Source organism: Comamonas denitrificans, assembly GCF_042654745.1.
GTDB classification, from domain to species: Bacteria; Pseudomonadota; Gammaproteobacteria; order Burkholderiales; family Burkholderiaceae_C; genus Comamonas; species Comamonas denitrificans.
Window position 1 is genome coordinate 107,021 of record NZ_JBHSEY010000026.1, and the last position, 14,935, is coordinate 121,955.

The window sequence follows — 14,935 nt, forward strand, 5'->3', positions numbered from 1 at the left end:
ACCACAGCACAGGCAGGATTGATGCAACGTCGCTCTCTTTGGATAGCGGGCGGCGCCACGCTGCTGGTGCTGGCCCTGGGTGGGATTGGGGCCCAAAAAATAGCCGGCCCCCGGCTGGCAGCCTACCAAGTGGTGGCCCAGCCCCTGGTGCAGACCGTGGTGGCCACGGGGCGGGTCACGGCCCCCGCGCGGGTGCAGGTGGGCAGCCCCATTACCGGGGTGGTGCTACAGCGGCACGTGCGCGAGGGCGACCGGGTGCGCCCCGGCGAGGTGCTGGCCGTGCTGCGTGCCGACGACCTGCAGGCCCAGGTGCGCCAGGCCCGTGCCGCCTTGGCCGAGCTGCAGCAATCCACCCGCCCACAAGCCCAGCGGGCCGCGCAGCAAACACAGCAGCAGTGGCAGCAGGCCCGCCGGGAACTAGAACGCCGCCGCCTGCTGGCCAGCCAACAGGCCATCAGCCACGAAGCGCTGGAACAAGCGATAGAGGCCGAAACCCTGGCCCGCCTGGCCGCCGAACAAGCCCAGCTGCAAGCGCACGCACTGCAGCCCGGCCAATCCCAGGAAGCCAGCGCCCAGGCCCGGCTGGCCAGTGCCCAGGCGCAGCTGGACAAGGCCACCCTCCGCGCCGAGGTGGCCGGCACCGTGCTCACCCGCCATGCCGAGCCGGGCGACCTGGTGCAGCCGGGCCAGGTTCTGTTCGAGATGGCCGGCGATGGCACCACCGAGGTGCTGGTGGCGCTGGATGAAAAAAACCTGGAGGTACTGGCCCTGGGGCAATCGGCCAGGTGCATTGCCGATGCGTATCCGCGCCAGCCTTTTGCGGCCGAACTGGACTTTATTGCGCCCAGCATCGACCCCCAGCGCGGCACGGTGGAGGTGCGCCTTGCGGTGACCGCTGCGCCCGATTTTTTGCGCCAGGACATGACGGTTTCGGTCAATATTCAAACCGGTGCGCAGGCCTCGGCCATCGTCGTGCCCAACGATGCCCTGGCCAATCTGGACGGCGAGCACCCCCACGTTTGGGTGGTGGAGCAAGGCCGTGCCGTGCGCCGCGAGCTGCAGCTGGGCTTGCGCGGCCTGGTGCAAACCCAGGTCACAGCGGGCTTGCAAGCCGGTGACTGGGTGCTGGCCGATGCGCAAGCCCCCCTGGAGCCGGGCCAGCGCGTGCGCGCACTGGAGCGCCCACTGCCATGGGCCGCACCATGAGCCACCCGCGCACGCCCCAGCCCGCCGGGGGACGGCCATGGGGATGGCCTCTGTGGATTGAATGGACGCTGGCCACCCGCTTTCTGCGCGAGGGCCAGGCGCAAAGCGCATTGATTTTGGTGGGCATTGCCGTGGGCGTGGCCGTGCTGGTGTTTCTGACTGCCTTGATCACGGGCCTGCAAAACAACATCATCGACCGCACCCTGGGTACCCAGGCCCACATCAAGGTGCAGCCGCCCAAAGAGCGCAACCTCATCGCCCCCGCACCGCCCGGCCATGTGCAGCTGGTGCTGGAGGACCAACGCGCCCAGCGCCTGCGCTCCATCAACAACTGGCAACAGGTGCGCGATGTGCTTGACGGCCTGCCCCAGCTCTCGGCCGTCTCCCCGCTGATCTCGGGGCCCGCCTTTGCCCGCCGGGGCCAGGCCTCGATGCCGGTCAGCCTGCTGGGCATTGATCCGCCGCGCTACCGGCGCATCATCGCCCTGGAAGAGGCCATCGTGGCCGGTGCCTTTCGCCTGCAGGCGCACGATGCCCTCATCGGCCGCCAACTGGCCGCCGACCTGGGCCTGCGCGTGGGCGACAAGCTGCGCCTGGATGCCGGCCAGGGCCAGGAGAGCGTGGTCAGCGTGGTCGGCATCTTCCAGCTGGGGGTGCGCGAGCTGGATACGCGCTACGTCTATCTGGGCATGCAGCAAGCCCAGTCGCTGCTGAACCTGCCCGGTGCCGCCACCAGCCTGGACTTGAAGCTGCACCACATCTTTGAAGCGCAAACCATGGCCACCCACATCAGCCGCTTAACGGGGCTGCAAGCCCAAAGCTGGATTGAAACCAACACCCAGCTGATGAATGCCCTGCAATCGCAGCGCCTGTCCACCCAGATGATCAGCAGCTTTGTGGCCTTGAGCGTGGCGCTGGGCATTGCCAGCGTGCTGGCCGTCAGCGTCGTGCAGCGCACCCGCGAAATCGGCATTCTGCGGGCCATGGGGGCCAGCCGGCAGCAGATGCTGCGGGTGTTTTTGCTGCAGGGGGCCATGTTTGGCCTGGTCGGCTCGCTGCTGGGCAGCCTGGCCAGCTATGGCCTGGTGGCCATCTTCAACAACTTTTCCGCCCAGCTGTTCTACATTCCGCTCGACCCCTGGCTGGCGGTGCTGGCCGCGGGCCTGGCCACGGCCACCGGCATTGTGGCGGCCGCCATCCCCGCGCGGCGTGCGGCCACGTTAGACCCGGTGCAGGCCATTCGCCATGTCTGAGCACACCAGCGGCGACCAAGAAGTGCTGCGCCTGGACGGCCTGTGCAAACGCTACAACGCAGGCCAGCCCACCGAAACACAGGTGCTGCACGGGCTATCGCTGCGCCTGCAGCGCAGCGACTTCACCGCGCTGACGGGCAGCTCCGGCTCAGGCAAAAGCACGCTGCTGAACCTGATCGGCCTGCTAGACACCCCCACGGCGGGCGAGCTGCACCTGCTGGGCCAGCCCACCAGCGGCATGGACGAGGCCCAGCGCACGGCATTGCGCGGGCAGCACATCGGCTTTGTCTTTCAGTTCCACCACCTGATCACGGCATTTACTGCGCTCGAGAATGTGCTGATGCCCATCGCCCTGGCCCACGGCAAGCCCACGCGCGAGCACACCGAGTTTGCCCAGCACCTGCTTGCCCAAGTGGGGCTAGAGAAGCTGGCGCAGCAGCGCCCCGACCAGCTCTCTGGCGGACAACAGCAGCGCGTGGCCGTGGCCCGCGCCCTGGTGACCCAACCGGCGCTGCTGCTGGCCGACGAGCCCACGGGCAACCTTGACAGCCGCTCTGCGGCCGAGGTGTTCCAGCTGCTGCGCCACTTCAACCAGACCTTTGGCTGCGCCGTGCTGATGGTCACGCACGATCTGCGCCTGTCCGAGCAATGCGACCGCATCGTCCACCTGGCCGATGGGCGCATTGCCAGCGATCGCCACCGCCCCTAAAACGGGGCCATCCCGCAAGGCAAGCTAGGCCCGGCTTTGCGCCCGCGCCACCGACCACAGGTAATTCATCTGGGCACAAAACGGCTGGGCGCACACCGCCCGGCCCTGGTATTGGCAGCCATCGACCACGCACAGCCCGCGCTGCTCCCCCTCGTGGCGCATCTGGCGCGGTTGCTGGCCACTGGCATGCAGTTGCGCCATTTGCACCCAGGGATCGGTCACACGGCCATGCAGCAACGCCTGCCACTCTTGCGGCAGCAACTGCGCCGGGGTATAGGCCGCCGCCGCTTGCACCGCCTGCTGGGCCACCTGGCTGGGCAGGGGTTGTAACTCCAACTGCAAGAGGGCGCTGGTGCGCAGCATGTGCAGCTGCGCCTGCAGCGCTTGCGGCGTACCCGGCACCATCTGGGGCTGCAAAACCAGGCCAAAGGCCGAACTGCTGAGCTGTTGCAACGACCCGGCAAAGGCAATATTGAGCAGGCCCTGGCCCACCCACGGCGCACCCAAGCCCAGCCCCCCTGCGCCGCCCCCACCGGCCGGACTGCCCCCGCCCGGCAAGGCCGCCGCCAGGGCCGCTTGGGCCTGGGCCCAGGCCACGGGGACTTTGAGCATCAAGCTCATGCCCCGCGTGCCATCTTGGGCCGCAATGCTGCCTTGCAGCACCAGCCAGTTTTGCAACGCAGGAATGGCGACCGCCTTGCCCTGCCCCTGCTGCGCGGCCTGCGCCGCCATCGCCATGGCTGCGCCCTGGCTGTGCCCAGAGGGCGGGCCCGCTGGCGCTGAGGGCGCAGATCGCCCCGCTTGCTGTAGCACGGCCTGCAGCAAGTTTTGCGGCCAGGCCTGGGCACTGAGCAATTGCTGCGGCAACGCCTGCCCCGCCGTGGCCTGCTGCACCAAGCTGCTGAGCAAGGCCAGCACCGCTGCAGGCACCCCATTGGCCGGCCAAGCCGTAGCGGCCAGCGGCCCGCCAGCGCCGACCTGCTGCACCAATTGCGCCACCAGCTGGGTAAAAGCCTCCACCCGCACCGTTTGCTGCGCTTGTGGGGAAAGATTGACCGAACTGCCCGCAGCCGCCTGCGCCTGGGCCACCGCCGCAGTGGCCGCAGGTGCCTGGGGAGCGCTCACCGGGGCCGCAGCAGGCACCGCCGTTGCCGGGATGGCCGCATTGGTGGCGGCAGGCTGCTTGCTTACAGGAGCACTTCCCGCTGATTGCTCCTGTATTTTTTGATTAAAACTAGCGTCTTCTGTTGAATTACCAGCGGATGCAGCTAGCATTGTTGAAGCATTGGCAGCCGCCGTGGAGGCCGCAGCCACCGCTGACGCAGCCGCCGTCGCCACTGCGGGAGGGGCCGCAGCGGCATTGCTGGGCGGCAAAATATCGCTCACAGCCCGGCCACCCGCAGCGTTTTAGAACAGCACCCGGCAGCGCACCGTGCCCGGCACTTGTGCCAGTTTTTCCAGCGCCAGGGCCGATGAGCCAGGCTCCAGATCAATCACCACATAGCCCAGTTTTTCGTGGGTGCGCAAATACTGGCCCGCCACGTTGATGCCGTTTTCCGCAAACACCTGGTTGATGGCCGAGAGCACGCCCGGCACGTTGTGGTGTACGTGCAGGATGCGGTTTTGCCCCGGATGCTCGGGCAGCGCCACTTCGGGGAAGTTCACCGCCGAAATGGTGGTGCCGTTGTCGCTGTAACGCACCAGTTTGTCGGCCACTTCCAGGCCGATATTGGCCTGCGCCTCCATGGTCGAGCCGCCAATGTGCGGGGTCAAAATCACATTGTCCAGCCCGCGCAAAGGCGAGATGAATTCATCCTTGTTGCTCTTGGGTTCGACCGGAAACACATCCACCGCCGCGCCCAGCAGCTTGCCGCTTTTGAGCGCCTTGGCCAGCGCATCAATCACCACCACCGTGCCCCGCGCCGCGTTGATAAAGATGCTGCCAGGCTTCATGGCGGCAAACTCTTTTTCACCCATCATCCATTGCGTGGACGGCAACTCGGGCACGTGCAAGGTCACGATGTCGCTGCGCGAGAGCAAATCCTCCAGCGAGGCGGCCTGGTGCGCATTGCCCAGCGGCAACTTGGCCACCACGTCGTGGAACAGCACGTGCATGCCCAAGCCCTCGGCCAGCACCGACAGCTGTGTGCCGATCGAGCCGTAGCCCACAATGCCCAGCGTTTTGCCACGAATCTCAAACGCGTTGTCGGCCGATTTCAACCAGCCACCCCGGTGCGCTACGGCGTTTTTCTCGGGAATGCCGCGCAGCAACAAAATCGCCTCGGCCAAGACCAACTCAGCCACCGAGCGGGTGTTGGAGTACGGGGCGTTAAACACCACAATGCCTTTTTCCTGCGCGGCGATCAAATCCACCTGGTTGGTGCCAATGCAAAAGCAGCCAATGCCCACCAGCTTTTTCGCCGCCTCCAGCACCTCGCGCGTCAGCTGGGTGCGCGAACGCACGCCCACAAAATGCACATCGGCAATCTTGGCCTTGAGCTCATCGCCCTCCAGCGCGTGCGCGAGCAGCTCCACATTGCTGTAACCAGCCTTGGTAAAGGTTTGCACAGCACTGCTGTGAACCCCTTCCAACAGCAAAATTTTGATTTTCGATTTGTCCAGCGAGGTTTTTGTCATGAAGATACTTTCCAAAGTTAGCTTCGGCGATTACAGCGGATTCCCTTTAGACCCACCGCCACTGTGCGCCAGATCAAGGCGGCAAGTATGGCCTAGCCGAGATAGCAGCACCAAGGTCATATCCTGATATATAATCTTTGGCTTCGCCCATGTGGCTCAGTGGTAGAGCACTCCCTTGGTAAGGGAGAGGTCGGCAGTTCAATCCTGCCCATGGGCACCACACAACAAAACCCGCTAATTTTTTCGAATTAGCGGGTTTTTTTATTGCTCAGTGGGCACCCTGGGCCAGCCTAGCCACGGGCCTGCAGCTCCAGCCCCGCATGTTCACGCAGTGGGTGGAAGTGGATTTTTGGAAAGCGCTCCTGCGCCAGGCGCACGTCGTAGGGGCTGGTGCAGAGGAAGGCCAGGGTATTGGCCGCATCGTGCGCCAGGCGCAGCGGGTAGGCCGCTTCAAACTGGCGCAGTTCGGCGGGGCTGTCGGCCGTGATCCAGCGCGCGCCGGTGTACTGGCAGCCTTCCAGGCGAATGTCGCAGTCGTACTCGGTTTTCAGGCGGTGCTGCACCACTTCAAACTGCAGCTGGCCCACGGCACCCAGCAGCATGTTGCCACCGGCATCGGGCTTGAACACCTGGATGGCACCTTCTTCGCCCAGCTCCATCAAGCCCTGTTGCAGCTGTTTGGAGCGCAAAGGATTTTTAAGCACCACGGTCATGAACATTTCCGGCGCAAAGAACGGCAGGCCGGTGAACTGCAGGTTGGGGCCGTCGGTGATCGAATCACCCAGCTGCACGCCGCCGTGGATGGTGAAGCCGATGATGTCGCCCGCGTAGGCTTCGTCCACCGCCTCGCGCCGCTGGCTCATGAAGGTGACGACGCTGGTGGGGCGCAGCTCTTTGCCGGTGCGCTGCACCTTCATCTTCATGCCGGGCGTGTATTTGCCACTGGCCACGCGCACAAAGGCGATGCGGTCGCGGTGGTTGGCATCCATATTGGCCTGCACCTTGAACACCACACCGGCAAAGCCCTTGTCCTCGGGGCGAATCGTCACCTCTTGGCGCTGGCGGTTCACTTCCTGGTAGGCCAGGCGCGTGCCCGGCGGCGGCGACATGTCCACCACGGCATTGAGCACTTCCTGCACACCAAAATTGTTCACCCCCGAGCCAAAAAACACCGGGGTGAGCTTGGCCGCCAGAAACTGTTCGTGGTTCCATGCGGCCGAAGCACCCACGGCCAGCTCCATGCTCTCCAGGGCATCGTCAAAGGCTTGGCCAAAGCGCTGGCGCAGCTTGTCGGCTTCAGCCAGCGGGATGACTTCAAAATCTTGCGGGCGCTTTTCACTGCCCGCCTCAAACACCGTCATGCTTTGCGTGCGCAGGTCGATGATGCCGCCGAACTGCTTGCCCTGGCCCACCGGCCAGGTGATGGGGCAGCAGGGCATGCCCAGCTCGCGCTCGACCTCGTCCAAGATGTCCAGGGGGTCGCGCACCTCGCGGTCCATTTTGTTCACAAAGCTGATGATGGGCGTATCGCGCTGGCGGCACACCTCGATCAGGCGGCGGGTCATCTCCTCCACCCCATTGGCGGCATCAACCACCATCAGGGCCGAATCCACGGCTGTGAGCACGCGGTAGGTGTCCTCGCTGAAGTCCTTGTGGCCGGGCGTGTCCAGCAGGTTGATGACGTGGTCGCGGTAGCTCATCTGCATCACGCTGGAGGCCACCGAAATGCCCCGCTGTTTTTCAATCTCCATCCAGTCCGAGGTGGCGTGGCGGCTGGCTTTGCGCCCTTTCACCGCCCCGGCAATCTGGATGGCACCGGAGAACAGCAACAGCTTTTCCGTCAGCGTGGTTTTACCCGCGTCCGGGTGGGAAATGATGGCAAAGGTGCGGCGGCGCCGCGTTTCTGAAGCGTAAGACACAGTAAAAAATAAAAAAGCAATCAAAAGACAAAGACAGGCCCGAGTTTCCCCGGGCCTGCAGCAATGGGTGCGATTGTAAAAGCCTGCTGTGCTTTTAAAACACGTTCTTAAATCGCTTGCAGGCGCTGCTGCTGCACCTGGGAGCCCACAGCCCCGGCAGCCAGCACGCTCACCGCCAGCGCCAACGCCGCCCCGTAAAAAACCCCCTGCGGCTGCTGGTGGTCCATCAACCAGCCAAAAATGGGCGCGGCCACGCTAAAGCCCAAATCCAGCCCCGAATACACCGTGCCATACACCCGGCCCGTGGCCCCAGGCGGCGCCGCTTGCTTGATCAACATATCGCGCGACGGCCCGGCCAGACCTTGACCAAAACCTGCCGCAGCGCCCACCGCCAAGGCCAAATAGCCAGGCAACCAACCCGTTCCCGCCAAGGCCAACAACGCCCCGGCCAGCAGCAAAAAGACCGCAATCACCCGATCCAGCCGCAGCACTCGGGCTGCCAAAAAGCCGCCCCCCACCATGCCAAGGGCGCTGCACAGCATAAAACCCGTCACCATCCAATACGTGACTGCCAAACTTAGCTGCGGATACAGGCTGTGAAGCGCCGGACTGGCAAAGCTTTGCACCGCACTTAAACCCGCCGTCGTAAAGAAAAAGAAAGCAAAGCACAGCCATACAGCAGGCAATGCAAGAAAGGAAAAGGGGTTTTCTTCTGTTTTAACAGCGGCTACAGCTATACCTTTTGATGCACCTGCCGTTAAATGCGGACGATCATCCAGCCAGCGGCGCTGGTGCACAACGATGGCCAACACCACCAAGGCCAAAACCGCGCCGCTGAAGCAGGCGATGCGCCACGAGCCGGTCCAGCTGGTGATCCCCGCCATGAACACCGGGGCCGCAGCCCAGCCCACATTGCCCGAAATGCCATGGACAGAAAACGCGTGGCCCATGTTCTGGGGCGAAACACGCTGGTTCAAAATCGTGAAATCAACGGGGTGAAAGGGCGCATTGCCCAAACCGGCCAACACCGCGGCCGCCACCAGCATGGCGTAGTTTTGCGCACTGGCGGCCACCAAACCGGCCAGCGCAAAACTGGCCAAGGCCGCAAACAGAATGGGCCGCGCCCCCACTTTGTCCACCAAAAAACCGGCCAGCATTTGCCCTACGCCAGAGACAACAAAAAACACCGACACCACCGTGCCCAGCTCGACATAGCTGTAGCCAAACTCCGCCATCAGCCACGGAAACAATGGCGGCAGCAGCAGATGAAAAAAATGCGAAGCCCCGTGGGCCAAACCCACCAGGCCAATGGTGCGGGCATCGTGCCCCAAAGAAGTGCTTGCAGTGGCATTGGTCATGTGGGCATCTTAGAACGTGTTCCTGATCTCGAATGAAGGTGTGGGGGATGCGGTTCGGGATGGGTTGCGAGGCGCAAACCACCCGAAGCCGCGCCCGCACACCCATGAGGAGATCGTGAACACGTTCTTAGAAGCCTGACAATGCGCCAATGTCCACCACCATGCCCCCTGCCACCACGCGCAAAATGCTGCTGATCGTTTACCACTCGCTGACCGGCGGCACAGCCCAGATGGCGCAAGCCGCGCAGGCTGGCGCGCAGACCGTGCCCGGCGTATCCACACTGTGGCTGCCTGCCGCGCAGGCCAGCCCGCCGCAGGTGCTGCAGGCCGACGGCTACCTCTTTGCCACGCCAGAGAACCTGGCGGCAATGAGCGGCATGCTCAAAGACTTTTTCGACCGCTGCTACTACCCGGTGCTTGATCGCATCAGCGGCCGCCCCTACGCCAGCCTGGTGTGCGCCGGCAGCGACGGCGCGGGCGCAGCACGCCAGATCGCGCGCATTGCCACCGGCTGGCGCCTCAAGGCCGTGGCCGAGCCGCTCATCGTCTGCACCCACGCCCAGACCCCCGAGGCCATCCTGGCCGCCAAACAGATCGGCAAGCACGAGCTGGAGCGCTGCCACGCCCTGGGCGAGGCGCTGGCGCAGGGGCTGGCGTTGGGGGTGTTCTGAGAACGGTTTCACGTGGAACGCCGCCGTCCGCCCGGGCGGCGGGGCAAGGGGTACAGGCGCTGGCCGCGCACCATCACGCCGTCGGGGGTCAGCGCCGCCGTGTGGCCAGCGGCTTCGTGGGCAGCAATTTCTTGCGCATCCATGCTGGCAATGGGGCATTGGTAGGCATACACCACCCGGCCATCGGGCAAGCTGGCGCTGAGGGTGGGCGGGGTATCGGGCAAGGGAAAGTTCAAACTGACCAGCCAGGCCCCAGGTGGCATTTCTGCCATGGATTTCACCGCGGCCCGGCTCATGCTCTCTGGCCGTTGAAATAAATACACCAGGTGGTAAGGCCCCCAGTCGGCCACCCACATATTGCCCTGGCGCACGCTGGCCCAGGGGCAGCGCAGGGCGCAGGCCCAGCGCAGCACCCAGCTCCATTCCACCCCGTGAATGCGCGCCTGCGGCCAGGCCTGGCGCAAAGCCCGCAGGCCATCGCCCAGGCCGCAACCGGCATCCAGCACCTTGGCCCCCGGCGGCAGCGCCAACTGTGCTGCCAGTCCCTGCAACGCCCCGGCAGGCGTGGGAAAAATCGGCGCATCGCGCCAGGCATTCAAGGGATAGACCAGCAACAGGCCGCCCAGCAGCAGCAGCCAGCCCCAGCCAGGCAAGCTGCCCGCCACCAGCACCGCAAACGACAGCGGAAACCCCGCCGCAATCCAGCCCCGCCGCCACCAGGTACTGCCCCACAGGCTGGCACCGACACTGAACACTACCGCCAAACCAGCGGCAGCCCACCAAGGCAGCCAGCGCTGCCCACCGACAAACAACAACCAAGCGCCACCCCAGACCAGCAGCGCGGGCAAAGGCCAGACCAAGGACAGCACCCCGCGCTGCCAAAAAGAGGTTTTCATCGTTGAATGCTTTCGCAAAAAAATACGTGTGCCATAGTAGGAAGGATTGCCACGATCTATAGTTTTCCCCTATGCTCCCGATCTATTTAAGCCATAGGAAAGACTGCCCCATGCGATCCCTACTATTCTGGACTGGAGCGGCATGCGCCCTGATTTTGGCAGGCTGCGCGGCACAAACACCACAATCGCAAGTTACCACCCCAGAGACCGTACGCATCTGCACAGGCAACAGCTGCACCGATCAGCCGCGCAGCGCCGCACTGCCCCAGGCAGCACCCAGCGCCCACGAAGCACAGGCCCAGCTGCGACTGCAGCAACTGGAAGCCTTGGCCGAAAACAGCCCCCATGCGGCCTACGATCTGGGGCTGCGCCTGATGCGGGGTGACGGCGTGCCGCACAACAGCTACCAGGGCCTGGAATGGCTGCGCAAGGCCGGAGAACAAAATCTGGTAGATGCCCAGCTGCTGCTGGGGCGTTTGTACCTCTCGGGCGTTGCCGAGATGGGCAGCGATGCCGCCGAAGCCCAGCAATGGCTCAGCCGCGCCGCCGCCCAAGGCAGTGCCCAAGCCCGCAAGCTGCTGGCCCAGGCTGAAAAAATCAAGAACGACGAGCAGGCACAATACCAAGCGCGTGAACAGGCACGCAAGGATTGGGAGCGCTGGATGCAATCTACGCCCTCCCCCTATTACTGGCACTGGGGCCACAACGGCTGGCAGCGCTACTGATGTGCGTTGGTGCCATGCGCACCAATGTGCATCGCCTCCCCCCATTCCCTTTGTTTTGATCTTTGGCAATTAGAAAGAAAGCACTCTTCATGCGTAAACCTTCCCTGCGTCTTCTGGCTCTGCTCTCCACTTTGGCTTTGACAGCCTGTGTCACCCCCGGTGGTGGCAGCATTACCACTGGCAACGCCGCCACCGCCTCCACCGGTGCCGCCGGTGGTGCCAGCAGCGTCAATGCCAACCCGTCGCTGGAGCGCTGCGATGCGCCCCTGGGCACCCTGGCGGTGGACGATGGTCGCGACAAAGAGTGGTACGGCAGCTTTGGCGCAGCCACCAAAATCACCACCATTGAGCCCCTCATCCGCCTGGCCGTGCAGCAATCGAACTGCTTTGTGATCACCTCCATCGGCAGTGGCCGCACCGAGAGCAAGCTCTCCGCCATCACCGATAAGCAGCGCAACTCTGGCGAGTTCCGTGCCGGCTCCAAACAGCAAAAAGGCCAGCGCGTGGCCGCCGATTACTACCTGGAGCCGTCCATCATCATTGACAACGATGCCGTCGGTGGCATGGCCGCCGGTGTGGGTGGCCTGTTCGGCAGCGTGGGCGCGGCCATCGGTGGTGCCATGCAGAGCAAGGCTTCGGTCGTGACCTTGAGCATGTTCGACATCCGTTCTGGCGTGCAAATCTCCATCTCTGAGGGCAACGCCACGGCCACCAACTTTGGCGCCGCCATGGGTGCGCTGGGTGGTGCCGGTGGTGCCGGCCTGGGTGGCTTCTCGCGCTCGCCCGAAGGCAAAGCCACCGTCGCTGCATTCATGGATGCCTACAACAACATGGTGGTGTCCCTGCGCAACTACAAAGCCCAGGAAGTCAAAGGCGGTCTGGGCCGTGGTGGCCAGCTGAAAGTGGGCAAGTAAGAACGTGTTCACGTTCTAAGAACGTGTTCATGATCTCGAATGAAGGTGTGGGGGATGCGGTTCGGGATGGATTGCGAGGCGCAAACCACAGCAATAGCTTGGCTATTGCGAGGATTTGCAACGACGCAGACCGCCCGAAGCCGCGCCCGCACACCCATGAGGAGATCGTGAACACGTTCTAAGCCCCACCCCCGTGTTGGCCGCTGTGCCATGCAGCGGCCACGTGGAACATAAAAAAACCTTCGCCACTCTGCGAAGGTTTTTTTATGGGCAGCGCCAAGCGCCTATGGGCACTGGCGCAAGCGCTCGATCAGCCCATTGAGCACCTCCAGCGAGCCAAATGCAATGGCCACCTCTCCGGTTTGCTGCTTGCCCGATTTTTTCAGGCGCACCTCCACTTGGGCCATGAGCAGGTCGGACAGCTCCTCCTCCACGCGCAGCACATCGCCCGATTTGGCCGCCGCACTGCGGGCGCTGGGGCTGCGGCCGTCGTCCCCGGCAGCAACTTTTTTCACCAGCGCCTCGGTCTCGCGCACCGACAGCTTGCGCGCCGCCACTTGGTTGGCGGTGGTGATTTGCTCGGCCTTGTCCAAACTCAGCAGCGCCCGGGCATGGCCCATGTCAATGTCCCCGGCGATGAGCATGGTTTGCACCGGCTCGGCCAGGTGCAGCAGGCGCAGCAAATTGCTGGCCGCCGAACGGCTGCGCCCCACTGCGGCCGCCGCTTGCTCGTGCGTGTGGCCAAACTCGTGCACCAGGCGCTGCAGGCCCTGGGCCTCTTCCAGCGGGTTGAGGTCTTCGCGCTGAATGTTTTCAATCAAGGCCATGGCGGCGGCGGCCTCGTCGGGCACATCGCGCACCAGCACGGGCACGTCGGTCAATCCCGCCAAGGTGGCAGCGCGAAAACGGCGTTCCCCAGCAATGATTTCGTACTGCCCAGCCTGCGGCCCCGCGCCCAGCTTGCGCACCAAAATGGGCTGCATGATGCCCTGGGCGCGAATGCTTTCGGCCAGCTCGTACAACGCGCCCTCGTCCATGCGCGTGCGCGGCTGGTATTGGCCGGGCACCAGGGCGGTGAGGGGCAGTGTGGAAGGGGCATCGGAGGCCGCGGCCGGGCTGGCCTCACTCACTTTGGGGCCTAACAAGGCTTCCAGCCCCCGGCCCAAACCTTTGGGTTTAGCGCTTGCCATGAACACTGTCCTTTACTAAATCTTGCAATAGCGCGTGGCCCTGCGGCCAATCGCCCAGCTGGCTGGCGCTATTGATATGGCCGGCCGCACCGGCATCCACCCACTGCGCGCCCCAATCGGCGGCCAGCTGCTGGGCCCGCTCTAAGCGGCAATAGGGGTCATTTTGGCTACCGACCACCACCGCCGCAAACGGCAAACGCTGGCGGGCAATGGGCACCCAGCCAGGCAGGTTCTGGCGCAGGTCGGCTTGCTCGACATCGCCCGGTGCCACCAACAGGGCCGCCTGCACTTTGCCCACCACTGCGGGCGGCGCATGGCGGGCCCACCAGGCCGTCAAGATGCAACCCAGGCTGTGCGCCACCAGCACCACCGGGGCGGGAGCGGCCAGCACGGCTTCATTCAATTGCACCGTCCAATCGCCACGCAGGGGCTGCTGCCAATTGTGCTGCTGCACCCGCTGGTAGCCGTGCGCCTGCTCCCAGCGGCTTTGCCAATGGTCGGCATCGGAGTTTTGCCAACCGGGCAAAAGCAAGACCGAATACTCTTTATTCATAGCTGTTACCGCTGAAATTTAAACGATTAAAAGATAAAAACACTAAAAATAACTGAAGAATAAAGCGCAAACTGCTATTACATTTTTTGAATGCGCTGCACCATTTCCTGGGCAAACTCAATAAACGCTTTGCTGCCCTTGGCCGAAGGGTCAAACACCACACCGGGCAAACCGTAGCTGGGCGCTTCGGCCAGGCGCACATTGCGCGGAATCACGCTGTTGAACACCTTGTCGCCAAAATGCTCTTTGAGCTGATCGCTCACCTGCTGCTGCAGCGTGGTGCGCGGGTCAAACATCACGCGCAGCAGGCCGATGATTTGCAGGTCAGGATTCATATTGGCATGCACCTGCTTGATGGTGTTCACCAAATCGGTCAGCCCCTCCAGCGCAAAATATTCGCACTGCATGGGCACGATCACGCCATGCGCCGCGCACAGTCCGTTCAGCGTCAGCATGGACAGGCTGGGCGGGCAGTCAATCAGCACAAAATCAAAATCGCGATCGGCCTGCGCCAAAGCCGCTTTCAGGCGCTCGGTGCGCCGCTCCAGGGTGACCAGCTCAATCTCGGCACCGCTGAGCTCCCGGTTGGCCCCCAGCACAGAAAACCCGCATGGTTCAGAGCGCACCGCCGCCTCGGCCACGCTGGCCGATTCCAGCAACACGTCGTACACGCTCAGGGCCAAAGTCCGCTTGTCCACGCCGGCACCCATGGTGGCGTTGCCCTGCGGATCCAAATCAACCAACAAAACCCGCTGGCCAATTTTGGCCAAGCCTGCGGCCAAATTCACCGCCGTGGTGGTTTTACCGACTCCGCCCTTTTGGTTGGCAATACAAAAAACCTTGGCCATGCAACGTCCCTAACCGAATGTCAAAAATGGCGGCTAGTGTAAATCAGCGCCTGAAT

At 63.7% G+C, this 14,935-nt stretch carries 14 protein-coding genes and 1 tRNA gene; 7 read left to right on the top strand and 8 right to left on the bottom strand.

Going from position 1 to position 14,935, the window contains the following annotated elements:
- The first annotated feature begins 21 nt into the window (after positions 1-21).
- From ACFO24_RS06725 to ACFO24_RS06735, 3 genes are read left to right on the top strand one after another with little or no spacing between them, the layout of a single operon-like run.
- Positions 22-1,206 (top strand): efflux RND transporter periplasmic adaptor subunit, encoded by a 1,185-nt coding sequence (locus tag ACFO24_RS06725; protein WP_377737628.1) that lies wholly within the window; start codon positions 22-24, stop codon positions 1,204-1,206.
- Complete coding sequence (locus tag ACFO24_RS06730; protein ID WP_377737629.1) at positions 1,191-2,459, top strand: ABC transporter permease; 1,269 nt, start codon at positions 1,191-1,193, stop codon at positions 2,457-2,459. The genes ACFO24_RS06725 and ACFO24_RS06730 overlap by 16 nt, the downstream gene beginning before the upstream one ends.
- Positions 2,452-3,168: an ABC transporter ATP-binding protein gene (locus ACFO24_RS06735; protein ID WP_377737630.1), complete on the top strand. Its 717-nt coding sequence runs from the start codon at positions 2,452-2,454 to the stop codon at positions 3,166-3,168. Before ACFO24_RS06730 ends, ACFO24_RS06735 begins: the two co-directional genes overlap by 8 nt.
- A 24-nt stretch (positions 3,169-3,192) precedes the next feature.
- Here ACFO24_RS06735 and ACFO24_RS06740 read toward each other — a convergent pair whose 3' ends face one another.
- Both ACFO24_RS06740 and serA read right to left on the bottom strand, forming a co-directional pair.
- On the bottom strand, positions 3,193-4,554 hold the full coding sequence (locus ACFO24_RS06740; RefSeq protein ID WP_377737631.1) for a hypothetical protein: 1,362 nt from the start codon (positions 4,552-4,554) through the stop codon (positions 3,193-3,195).
- A 21-nt stretch (positions 4,555-4,575) separates the two neighbouring features.
- The gene (gene serA, locus ACFO24_RS06745) at positions 4,576-5,805 is read right to left on the bottom strand and encodes a phosphoglycerate dehydrogenase (RefSeq protein WP_207575419.1); all 1,230 of its coding nucleotides are present in this window, start codon (positions 5,803-5,805) and stop codon (positions 4,576-4,578) included.
- 145 nt (positions 5,806-5,950) lie between these two features.
- On the opposite strand from serA, the gene ACFO24_RS06750 reads away from it, so the two are divergent.
- A tRNA-Thr gene (locus ACFO24_RS06750) sits at positions 5,951-6,025 on the top strand.
- Positions 6,026-6,095: 70 nt separating this feature from the next.
- On the opposite strand, the gene ACFO24_RS06755 is transcribed toward ACFO24_RS06750, so the two are convergent.
- Both ACFO24_RS06755 and ACFO24_RS06760 read right to left on the bottom strand, forming a co-directional pair.
- Positions 6,096-7,724, bottom strand: a complete 1,629-nt coding sequence (locus ACFO24_RS06755) for a peptide chain release factor 3 (RefSeq protein ID WP_377737632.1) — start codon at positions 7,722-7,724, stop codon at positions 6,096-6,098.
- Between the two features lie 107 nt (positions 7,725-7,831).
- Positions 7,832-9,082, bottom strand: coding sequence for an MFS transporter (locus ACFO24_RS06760; RefSeq protein ID WP_377737633.1), 1,251 nt, complete (start codon positions 9,080-9,082; stop codon positions 7,832-7,834).
- A 149-nt stretch (positions 9,083-9,231) separates the two neighbouring features.
- Between ACFO24_RS06760 and ACFO24_RS06765 the strand changes: the two genes are divergently transcribed.
- The gene (locus ACFO24_RS06765) at positions 9,232-9,753 is read left to right on the top strand and encodes a flavodoxin family protein (protein ID WP_377737634.1); all 522 of its coding nucleotides are present in this window, start codon (positions 9,232-9,234) and stop codon (positions 9,751-9,753) included.
- Positions 9,754-9,761: 8 nt separating this feature from the next.
- Here ACFO24_RS06765 and ACFO24_RS06770 read toward each other — a convergent pair whose 3' ends face one another.
- Positions 9,762-10,649: a class I SAM-dependent methyltransferase gene (locus tag ACFO24_RS06770; RefSeq protein WP_377737635.1), complete on the bottom strand. Its 888-nt coding sequence runs from the start codon at positions 10,647-10,649 to the stop codon at positions 9,762-9,764.
- Positions 10,650-10,759: 110 nt separating this feature from the next.
- On the opposite strand from ACFO24_RS06770, the gene ACFO24_RS06775 reads away from it, so the two are divergent.
- Positions 10,760-11,374: a tetratricopeptide repeat protein gene (locus tag ACFO24_RS06775; RefSeq protein ID WP_377737636.1), complete on the top strand. Its 615-nt coding sequence runs from the start codon at positions 10,760-10,762 to the stop codon at positions 11,372-11,374.
- Positions 11,375-11,463: 89 nt separating this feature from the next.
- Entirely contained in the window at positions 11,464-12,288 is an 825-nt protein-coding gene (locus ACFO24_RS06780) for a hypothetical protein (protein ID WP_377737637.1), read from the top strand.
- Between the two features lie 284 nt (positions 12,289-12,572).
- Here the strand turns inward: ACFO24_RS06780 and ACFO24_RS06785 are convergent, their stop codons facing one another.
- The 3 genes from ACFO24_RS06785 to ACFO24_RS06795 all read right to left on the bottom strand — a co-directional run bounded on the left by ACFO24_RS06785 (position 12,573) and on the right by ACFO24_RS06795 (position 14,879).
- Positions 12,573-13,478, bottom strand: a complete 906-nt coding sequence (locus tag ACFO24_RS06785; protein ID WP_377737638.1) for a ParB/RepB/Spo0J family partition protein — start codon at positions 13,476-13,478, stop codon at positions 12,573-12,575.
- Positions 13,465-14,031, bottom strand: a complete 567-nt coding sequence (locus tag ACFO24_RS06790; protein ID WP_377737639.1) for an RBBP9/YdeN family alpha/beta hydrolase — start codon at positions 14,029-14,031, stop codon at positions 13,465-13,467. Before ACFO24_RS06790 ends, ACFO24_RS06785 begins: the two co-directional genes overlap by 14 nt.
- Positions 14,032-14,108: 77 nt before the next feature.
- On the bottom strand, positions 14,109-14,879 hold the full coding sequence (locus tag ACFO24_RS06795; protein WP_377737640.1) for a ParA family protein: 771 nt from the start codon (positions 14,877-14,879) through the stop codon (positions 14,109-14,111).
- Positions 14,880-14,935 lie beyond the last annotated feature (56 nt).

What these genes read in the sequence shown, in the direction of transcription:
- ACFO24_RS06725 (WP_377737628.1), top strand. Translation starts at nt 22, where the DNA reads ATGCAACGTCGCTCTCTTTGGATAGCGGGCGGCGCCACGCTGCTGGTG.
- ACFO24_RS06730 (WP_377737629.1), top strand. Translation starts at nt 1,191, where the DNA reads ATGGGCCGCACCATGAGCCACCCGCGCACGCCCCAGCCCGCCGGGGGA.
- ACFO24_RS06735 (WP_377737630.1), top strand. Translation starts at nt 2,452, where the DNA reads ATGTCTGAGCACACCAGCGGCGACCAAGAAGTGCTGCGCCTGGACGGC.
- serA (WP_207575419.1), bottom strand. Translation starts at nt 5,805, where the DNA reads ATGACAAAAACCTCGCTGGACAAATCGAAAATCAAAATTTTGCTGTTG.
- ACFO24_RS06760 (WP_377737633.1), bottom strand. Translation starts at nt 9,082, where the DNA reads ATGACCAATGCCACTGCAAGCACTTCTTTGGGGCACGATGCCCGCACC.
- ACFO24_RS06765 (WP_377737634.1), top strand. Translation starts at nt 9,232, where the DNA reads ATGTCCACCACCATGCCCCCTGCCACCACGCGCAAAATGCTGCTGATC.
- ACFO24_RS06770 (WP_377737635.1), bottom strand. Translation starts at nt 10,649, where the DNA reads ATGAAAACCTCTTTTTGGCAGCGCGGGGTGCTGTCCTTGGTCTGGCCT.
- ACFO24_RS06775 (WP_377737636.1), top strand. Translation starts at nt 10,760, where the DNA reads ATGCGATCCCTACTATTCTGGACTGGAGCGGCATGCGCCCTGATTTTG.
- ACFO24_RS06780 (WP_377737637.1), top strand. Translation starts at nt 11,464, where the DNA reads ATGCGTAAACCTTCCCTGCGTCTTCTGGCTCTGCTCTCCACTTTGGCT.
- ACFO24_RS06785 (WP_377737638.1), bottom strand. Translation starts at nt 13,478, where the DNA reads ATGGCAAGCGCTAAACCCAAAGGTTTGGGCCGGGGGCTGGAAGCCTTG.
- ACFO24_RS06790 (WP_377737639.1), bottom strand. Translation starts at nt 14,031, where the DNA reads ATGAATAAAGAGTATTCGGTCTTGCTTTTGCCCGGTTGGCAAAACTCC.
- ACFO24_RS06795 (WP_377737640.1), bottom strand. Translation starts at nt 14,879, where the DNA reads ATGGCCAAGGTTTTTTGTATTGCCAACCAAAAGGGCGGAGTCGGTAAA.